Raw genomic sequence first — 7,438 nt, 5'->3', positions numbered from 1 at the left:
TAAAATTGATACTCGAAGTTGGTCTGAGATCTATCAAGATTTGTTAAATGGACATGTTGACATTCTCTTTGCAGCAAATGAATCAGAGGAAAGAAAAAAATGGATGTCGTTTACAAAGCCGGTTTATAAAAATCCATATGCGATTATTACAAAAGATGGAAGTACCATTCAAACAATTGGTGATATCGATCAAAGAAAAGTGGGGTTTGTCAAAGATGATATTATTATAGAATTGTTGCCTAAATTATACAATAAAATCAACTATCAGAAATTTGTATTTGATGACAAAAATGATGGAGTGGAAGCAGTACATAGAGGTTTAATTGATGCTTTTATCACTGCAGGGGCGCTGTTATTTATGATTATACATACACCTATCCAGATTTAAAGTATGTTTTCAAAATTAATAAAATCAATTCAGAGTTGACTTTTTCAACAAGAAAAGAAGATGCAATTCTAGCAGAAATCTTGAATGATGAAATTGAATCGATTGAGGACAATAAGCTTAAGGAGTTTATTAGGGAGAATGAAATAAAGTATTATCGAAAAATCATGAACCTAAATGAAGATGAGTTAAATTATTTAAAGCAGGATGGAAAAGCTGTTTTTGGTATTACAAAAGATTATCTCCCTTTTGATTATTATAGCGATGGAGAATATCTTGGAATCAGTGCTGAAATTATTAAAGAAATCGGAAGCAAAACTGGAATAACGTTTACTTATGTATATGATGATTTTGATACACTATATGAAAAATTAAAGCAAGGTGAAATTGATATTTTAAATATTGCAAAGACAGAAGAACGTTCAAAACATATCATATTTCCTAGAGCATTCAGTAAGGAACGAGATATTATTGTTGGAAGAAAAGACAGCTTAGATGTCAGAGATATTTTTGGATTGGAAGATAAAAAAGTTGCTGTTTATTTTGGCATAAAGAAGTTCTGGAAAAAAATCTAGTTAATGTTAATATTATTGAAACAAATAACATTATGGAATCTTTAAACCTAGTCAGTATAGGCAAAGCGGATTATTTAATCGAAAATCCAACCGTAGTGAGATATTATATTGGTGAATTGGAATTATATAATCTATGTGAAAAGGGAGTTACTAATTCAGATTCTTATTTGTATTATGGTGTAAATAAAGATAAGGTTTATTTGGCTTCGATTATTGACAAAGTTATCCCATTATTGGATATTGAAGAATTGTCAAAGACAGGATATGCAGAATACCTCATAGACAAAACATTATAAAAGAAGAACGATTGGTCTTTATAATATCAGGAATGGCGATTTTTGTTAATTTTATTGGCTATTCTAACTTATAAAATTAAAAAAGACTTAATTATGGAAAAGAAAAAAATAGAACTTTTAAATGCCAGAGAAGAGCTTTTGTACACTGATACATTGACAAATTTAAAAAATAGAAATCATTACCTCACAAAAGTCCGGGATACCATTGATGAGAAAGTATATCCACAAACTCTCATCATTGCAGATTTGAATAATTTAAAGATTGTAAATGATAAGTATGGGCATCAACTTGGCGATGAACTCTTAAAGTTGTTTTCTAGAAGTTTACATCAAATATTGCCTAAGAGCGCTTATCTTATGGTATGGTGGAGATGAATTCTATATTATTCTATTTGAAGAAAATACTCAATCTGCAGAAACTCTAATTGTTAAAATAAGAGAATATTTAAATGAAAATCCTATTGTAATCAGTGAAGAAGATAATTAATACCTTCAGTAGCTTTTGGATATTCTTATCGACAAGACAATAAAAAATCTATCTTTGAGTTAGAAAAGAAGCAGATTCTAATATGTATGCAGATAAAAAAAGGATAAAGGAGGAGGGGGACATCTTATGATTTTAAAAATGCTGGTAGAGAACACTTCCGTTTTCGATGATATTTATTGTGAACATGGATTGAGCCTATATATTGAAACACAAAATCATAAAATTTTATTTGATACGGGGCAAGTGCGCTTTTTTCGGAAAATGCAAAAAAAATGGGCGTTGATTTAAGAGAAGTTGACATTGCAATACTTTCTCACGGGCATTATCATGGCGGTGGTCTAGCTACATTCTTAAAAATAAATGATAAAGCAAAAATTTTATTAAATCAAAATGCATTTGGAAAATATTTTGCAAATCGTAAAGATGGTGAAAAAAAGTATATCGGATTAGATCAAAGTTTACTTCCAAATGATCGATTTGTATTTGTAAAAGATAATTTTATTATTGATGATGATATGGAACTTTTATCCAATGTTAAAGGTCAAAAATATAAACCGTCTGGCAATAAGGAGTTATTGAAAGAAATGAAAGGTTCCTTGGTTCTTGATGATTTCATGCATGAACAAATTTAATCATCAAAGAAGAGAAAGGAATGATACTTGTCGCAGGATGTGCACACAATGGCATTGTAAATATATTAGAGAATTTTTATCAAAGAAAAGGTTGTTTTCCAAGACTGGTAATAGGTGGATTTCACTTGTATAATCACTCATGTGATCAAACGGAAAATCCGAAAATTGTGAAAGAAATTGGACAGTTTCTAAAAGAAACAAACTCTACTTATCTAACCTGTCATTGTACAGGTGTTGACGCTTTCCATCAGCTGAAAGAAACTATGGGGAACAAATTATGTATTTATCAACCGGTTCTTGCTTTAGTAATCAATTATAAAAAGTTTAGAGGGGTAACAGGATGCATTGGTTTAAAAAGAGTATTATAAGAAAAATTTTACTTGCACATAGTATCTTTCTCTTGTTAATTTTTTGTATATTTTTTTTATTTAAATACGCAAGTACGTGATTATTTTGAAACAGTACGAAAAGAGGAGCTGTCAAAAGGCTGGCCGAATTGCTATAGAAATTGAGATGTTTATGCAAAAATATATTATAATAACATCCGAAATGATGACAAATACAGATTTTATAACATTACGAAAGATGTCAGAGACAGATCAGATAAACAGAAACACCCTTTATGTACGAGTAACAAAACAATTGGATGACATCGCTATGATGGATGAAAACATCGCTTTATCTTATATTGCTTTGGATGAAGCGAGTGATATTGTTACCAACCAGTATGGATATGAAATAAGATGGGATTTTGATTTAAGTAAAAGACCATGGTATATTGAGACGATTCAGGCAGGGAAAGTTACGGTAACCAATCCATATATCGATATTATAACAAATAAGAAAGTGATAACCATTGCGGTACTATTATTGAAAATGGAAAGAATTTAGGTGCATTTGGTTGGATTTAATGATTGATGACCTCTATAAAATGATGAAAACTCATCATATAGGGCAAGATGGTTATGCTATGATTCTGGATAAAAATGAAGATATTCTTTATCATCCTGAATATCAAGAAGAAATGTCTGAAAAGCCTTCTTTTAATCAAGCATATGGTATTACTTTAGATAAGCTGATTTCAAATCAAAAAGGCGTAACGCAGGTTACAATTAATAATAAAGCGTATTTTGTAGCTTATAGTCCTATAGAAAATGCAAATTGGTCAGTCGTTACTGTAATTCCAATAAAAGAAGTCTTTGCGCCATTGCATCGCTTAATGCAGATATTTTATTTAGCATTAATTGCTATCATTGTTATCACGGCATTATTAGTTTGTTTATTGCAATTTAGTATATCAAACCAATTGTTGTTATTCAGAGAAATCGAAGGATATAGCAATAACAATCGAACGATTTGTTTGCCGCAAGATTATTTTAAAAGAGAAGATGAAATTGGTATTTTAACAAAGGGCCTTTCTTTTATGACGAAGAAAATGGCCCAATATATGATCGAAATTGAACATAAAAATATAAAATTATCGGAAGAAATCAATAAAAAAATAAAAATTCAAACGAGGCTGGAAATGATATGAAGCTTCTATCCAAAACAGATGAAGGAATTTTTATTGTAGATCAAAATTATGTTTGTTGTATTGTAATTCTGCATTTGAAAAGATATCCGGATATTCGCAAGATGATTTAAGGAATCATCAGATTATTGATGATATGATTCATTTACATAAAGAGTTATTAAATAATATTTATAAAACAAACAGGTAAAAGAAGAAATTGAGTATCAGAATGCACAGGGCAAACTTATTATTTATTTTTAAGATTGATGTCGTTCAATACAATAAAGAAGATTATTATATTGGAAGTGTGATAGATATAACAAACTATAAGCAAGAGAAAAGATGTTTATGAATTGAAGTATTTAGATTCTTTGACAAAACTACGAAGCAAACGTATTTTGAAGAATTTTTAAAAAATTAATGCATCAAGAAAATTTAATGTGTGCTTTAATTATTATAATATTAATGATTTTAGACTGATTAATGAGGCGAAAGGATATGAATTTGGGATAAAGTACTAGTTGCTCTTTCTGAAAAATTAAAAAAATTTGAAGAGAAAAATGATTGCCTTGCAAGATTAGGGAATGATGAATTTGCGATTCTGAAAACAAATATTAAATCAATTAATGATCTTTATACTTTTGTCACAAGACTGGATCAAGAGATAAATTCTAAATATTATATTGATTTGGAAGAGGTATATATTGCTGCCGGAATCGGTGTCGGGATTTATCCAAAGGACGCAGATAGCTTTGATGTCTTATTGAAAACTGCAACTTCAGCTTTAAACAGCGCAAAAAGGAGCAAAGCAAATCGTTTTGAATTTTATAATAAAGATATCAATAAACAATCAATGCAAAAATATGAATTACAAAATAAAATGAGAAACGCACTTTTGCAGCATGAATTTTCGCTTAAGTATCAGCCGCAAATTGATATGCAAAGTGGACAAATAATTGGAATGGAAGCGTTGATTCGTTGGAAACCACAAAACAGTGAAGAAAGCATTATGCCATATATATTTATTCCTCTAGCGGAAGAATCTGCAATGATTTTGCAGATTGGAGAATGGGTTCTCCGAGAAGCTTGCTATTTCGGACATAAACTTTATAGTCAAGGTCATAAAATCAGTATTGGTGTAAATTTATCAAGAATACAATTTAAAGAACCTTACATTATAAGTTTAATTCATTCAGTTTTAAAAGAAACGAGGCTACCTGCTAACCTATTAGAGCTGGAAATTACGGAAGGTATCTTAATGGAAAATCAGGAGGAATGTGAGAGAATTTTAAATGAATTAAAAAGTATGGGTGTTAAAATTGCAATTGATGATTTTGGAACAGGGTATTCTTCTCTATCTTATTTGAAAAAATTTGCTGTAGATAAGATTAAAATAGATCGTTCCTTTATTAAAGACATTCCAAATAGTGATAATGGAATTATTGCAAAAATTATTATTGAACTGGCTGAGAATCTAAATTTATCTGTTATTGCTGAGGGTGTGGAGACACAAGAGCAAGTTGACTTCTTAATTAAAAATCATTGCAATCAAGCACAAGGATTTTTATTTGCTAAGCCACTAAATGAGGAAGAGACATTGCAGTTTTTAAAAGAAAAAGAATAAAATTATAAAATTTTAATTTACTTTTCAAGAACATCATATTTCGAAAAAATAAGTTCAGAAAAATACCATAAAAATTAAAAATTTATGTCATACTTTTGCCATATTTGTTCGGTACTATTAAACCATAAAAATTGTTAGAGAAGATATAAAAAAGGAGGTCTTTTATATGAAAAGAACGAAAATAGCTTTAACGGTTGGTATGATGGTACTCGCACTTGGTGCAACCTCATTGACTGCATTTGCAGCTTCAAACTATAAAACTCCTGCAGAAGCAGTAGCAGCTCTTACAGGAAAAACAGTTGAGAGTGTTGTTTCAGAAAAAACAGCAAACAATGTTACTTATGGAAGCATTGCAAAGGATGCTGGAAAATTGGAAGAGTTTAAACAAGAGCAGCTTCAAATGAAAAAAGATATTTTAGAAAAAAGAGTTGCTGATGGAACTATGACACAAGAAAGAGCAGAAGAAATTATTGCAGCAATTGAAGAAAATCAGCTCAATTGTGATGGAACCGGAAATGCAAAAATTGGTCAGAGAATGGGAGCCGGATTTGGAAGCATGAATGGAAACGGTCAGGGACAAGGTAACGGACCTAGAAATGGGCAAGGAAAAGGCCAAGGACGTGGTTTAAGAAACGGAAGCTGTCAAGTATCTGAAAATTAATTAAGAAAAAAAGATAATAACTCGGTAGGTATAATCCTATCGAGTTATTCAGACTGTAGACAAAATACCTTGCTAAATTTATATTCTTATAATTTCTGCAAGGTATTTTCTATTTTTTCTATAAAGCTTTTAAAAAAAGAAAAAATAAAAGGATATCTCTATGCCATTTGATTCCTTCTTTCAGATTTATGAATCCATGTTGCTAGTTTTTTTAGATTCATGGACGCAAAAAGAAGATTCAGTTCCATTTCTATCTTCTGAATCCCTCGATATTGTGTATAACGCATATTATGTTTTTCTTTTGCATCTGCAAAGACTCGCTCAATGGTTTGACTCCGTAGTTTGTAAAGATCTCGATACTTTGGAGTATGACGAATGTCCTCACATTGCTCTATGTAGTTTTCCCATATATGACGTGTGACTACTTTTACATGGTCTTTACTTGCTGTGCATTCTGATAAGGAAGGGCAACTCTTGCAAATTTCTCCTTTACTCTTATATTCCCGATACCCTTCTCTATTTGTTGTAGTATAGTTTAACACTTGGTTTTCTGGGCATACAAAGCAATCATAGTATTCATCATAAGCATATTCGTGTTTTTTAAAATAACCATTTTTTGTCATAGGTCGTTTGTATGGTAGGATAGGAATTCGTTTATCTTTGAGTATTTCTCTAGCAATTGCAGGTGTTTTATATCCGGAATCCATTACAATATTTTTTACACCTTTATATCTTTTTACTTTTTCATAAATCTTTGGGAATGCAACTGAGTCATGTACATTTCCTGGATTTGTATGAAAAGCAAGTATGTAATTGTTTCGATCGCAAGCTACATTTGCAGCATAAGCAAATACTACCTTATGCTTTCCTTTATGAAATACGCCGCAATCCGGATCTACGGTACTTTTCTTGATTACTTTTGTCTTTTCTTTGGCTTCCGTTTTTTTTTACAAGCTTGTTTTCCTCGTTCAATGCGATCTTCGTTAATTTCTTTCATTAGTTCTTTTTCATAGTATTTAACGGATTCCAAAACGGTTTCTTTTTCACTGTTATGGTTATTTGCACTTGCTTTAATATGTGTACCGTCAATGAAAATGCTTTCTGAATTAATGAATTCATATTCCATGATTTCAGCAATGACTCTTTGAAAGATTTGTTCGAATAAGTCAGTATTTTGAAACCGACGAGAGTAGTTTTTACCAAAGGTAGAAAAGTGAGGAATTTCTTCCTCTAAACTATAACCAAGATACCATCGATAAGCTACA

14 protein-coding genes are annotated in these 7,438 nt (G+C 30.7%); 12 read left to right on the top strand and 2 right to left on the bottom strand.

The genetic code is table 11. The features are described from left to right. The 12 genes from I2490_RS02165 to I2490_RS02110 all read left to right on the top strand — a co-directional run. Positions 1 to 388: transporter substrate-binding domain-containing protein (locus tag I2490_RS02165; RefSeq protein ID WP_206458149.1), on the top strand; the 388-nt coding region annotated here is incomplete at its 5' end. 80 nt (positions 389 to 468) lie between these two features. Further along, complete coding sequence (locus tag I2490_RS16815) at positions 469 to 960, top strand: transporter substrate-binding domain-containing protein (RefSeq protein ID WP_206458148.1); 492 nt, start codon at positions 469 to 471, stop codon at positions 958 to 960. A 32-nt stretch (positions 961 to 992) separates the two neighbouring features. Further along, on the top strand, positions 993 to 1,256 hold the full coding sequence (locus tag I2490_RS16810; RefSeq protein WP_280634183.1) for a hypothetical protein: 264 nt from the start codon (positions 993 to 995) through the stop codon (positions 1,254 to 1,256). Positions 1,257 to 1,298: 42 nt separating this feature from the next. Further along, on the top strand, positions 1,299 to 1,631 hold the full coding sequence (locus I2490_RS02150) for a diguanylate cyclase domain-containing protein (RefSeq protein ID WP_206458147.1): 333 nt from the start codon (positions 1,299 to 1,301) through the stop codon (positions 1,629 to 1,631). A 238-nt stretch (positions 1,632 to 1,869) separates the two neighbouring features. Continuing rightward, entirely contained in the window at positions 1,870 to 2,031 is a 162-nt protein-coding gene (locus I2490_RS02145; RefSeq protein ID WP_206458146.1) for a hypothetical protein, read from the top strand. Continuing rightward, positions 2,016 to 2,375: a hypothetical protein gene (locus I2490_RS02140; protein ID WP_206458145.1), complete on the top strand. Its 360-nt coding sequence runs from the start codon at positions 2,016 to 2,018 to the stop codon at positions 2,373 to 2,375. Before I2490_RS02145 ends, I2490_RS02140 begins: the two co-directional genes overlap by 16 nt. Before the next feature lie 20 nt (positions 2,376 to 2,395). Then, positions 2,396 to 2,743, top strand: coding sequence for a hypothetical protein (locus I2490_RS02135; protein WP_206458144.1), 348 nt, complete (start codon positions 2,396 to 2,398; stop codon positions 2,741 to 2,743). A 151-nt stretch (positions 2,744 to 2,894) separates the two neighbouring features. Then, complete coding sequence (locus tag I2490_RS02130) at positions 2,895 to 3,266, top strand: PDC sensor domain-containing protein (RefSeq protein WP_206458143.1); 372 nt, start codon at positions 2,895 to 2,897, stop codon at positions 3,264 to 3,266. A gap of 10 nt (positions 3,267 to 3,276) precedes the next feature. Further along, a complete protein-coding gene (locus tag I2490_RS02125; protein ID WP_206458142.1) occupies positions 3,277 to 3,909 on the top strand; it encodes a cache domain-containing protein in 633 nt (210 codons plus the stop codon). A gap of 52 nt (positions 3,910 to 3,961) precedes the next feature. After that, positions 3,962 to 4,096: a PAS domain-containing protein gene (locus I2490_RS17125; protein ID WP_206458141.1), complete on the top strand. Its 135-nt coding sequence runs from the start codon at positions 3,962 to 3,964 to the stop codon at positions 4,094 to 4,096. 294 nt (positions 4,097 to 4,390) lie between these two features. Continuing rightward, complete coding sequence (locus I2490_RS02115; RefSeq protein WP_330634519.1) at positions 4,391 to 5,512, top strand: putative bifunctional diguanylate cyclase/phosphodiesterase; 1,122 nt, start codon at positions 4,391 to 4,393, stop codon at positions 5,510 to 5,512. Positions 5,513 to 5,678: 166 nt separating this feature from the next. After that, complete coding sequence (locus tag I2490_RS02110; RefSeq protein ID WP_206458139.1) at positions 5,679 to 6,173, top strand: DUF2680 domain-containing protein; 495 nt, start codon at positions 5,679 to 5,681, stop codon at positions 6,171 to 6,173. A gap of 158 nt (positions 6,174 to 6,331) precedes the next feature. Here I2490_RS02110 and I2490_RS02105 read toward each other — a convergent pair whose 3' ends face one another. After that, on the bottom strand, positions 6,332 to 7,087 hold the full coding sequence (locus I2490_RS02105; protein ID WP_206458150.1) for a transposase: 756 nt from the start codon (positions 7,085 to 7,087) through the stop codon (positions 6,332 to 6,334). Next, on the bottom strand, positions 7,087 to 7,438 hold a 352-nt coding region (locus I2490_RS02100; protein ID WP_206458138.1), incomplete at its 5' end, for a transposase. The genes I2490_RS02100 and I2490_RS02105, both read right to left, overlap by 1 nt.

This window comes from Anaerovorax sp. IOR16, from assembly GCF_017168145.1.
GTDB lineage: Bacteria > Bacillota > Clostridia > Peptostreptococcales > Anaerovoracaceae > IOR16.
The sequence above is the reverse complement of the archived record's forward strand: the minus strand, read 5'-3'. Positions and strand labels throughout refer to the sequence as shown.

What these genes read in the sequence shown, in the direction of transcription:
- I2490_RS16810 (WP_280634183.1), top strand. Translation starts at nt 993, where the DNA reads ATGGAATCTTTAAACCTAGTCAGTATAGGCAAAGCGGATTATTTAATC.
- I2490_RS02145 (WP_206458146.1), top strand. Translation starts at nt 1,870, where the DNA reads ATGATTTTAAAAATGCTGGTAGAGAACACTTCCGTTTTCGATGATATT.
- I2490_RS02140 (WP_206458145.1), top strand. Translation starts at nt 2,016, where the DNA reads ATGGGCGTTGATTTAAGAGAAGTTGACATTGCAATACTTTCTCACGGG.
- I2490_RS02135 (WP_206458144.1), top strand. Translation starts at nt 2,396, where the DNA reads ATGATACTTGTCGCAGGATGTGCACACAATGGCATTGTAAATATATTA.
- I2490_RS02130 (WP_206458143.1), top strand. Translation starts at nt 2,895, where the DNA reads ATGCAAAAATATATTATAATAACATCCGAAATGATGACAAATACAGAT.
- I2490_RS02110 (WP_206458139.1), top strand. Translation starts at nt 5,679, where the DNA reads ATGAAAAGAACGAAAATAGCTTTAACGGTTGGTATGATGGTACTCGCA.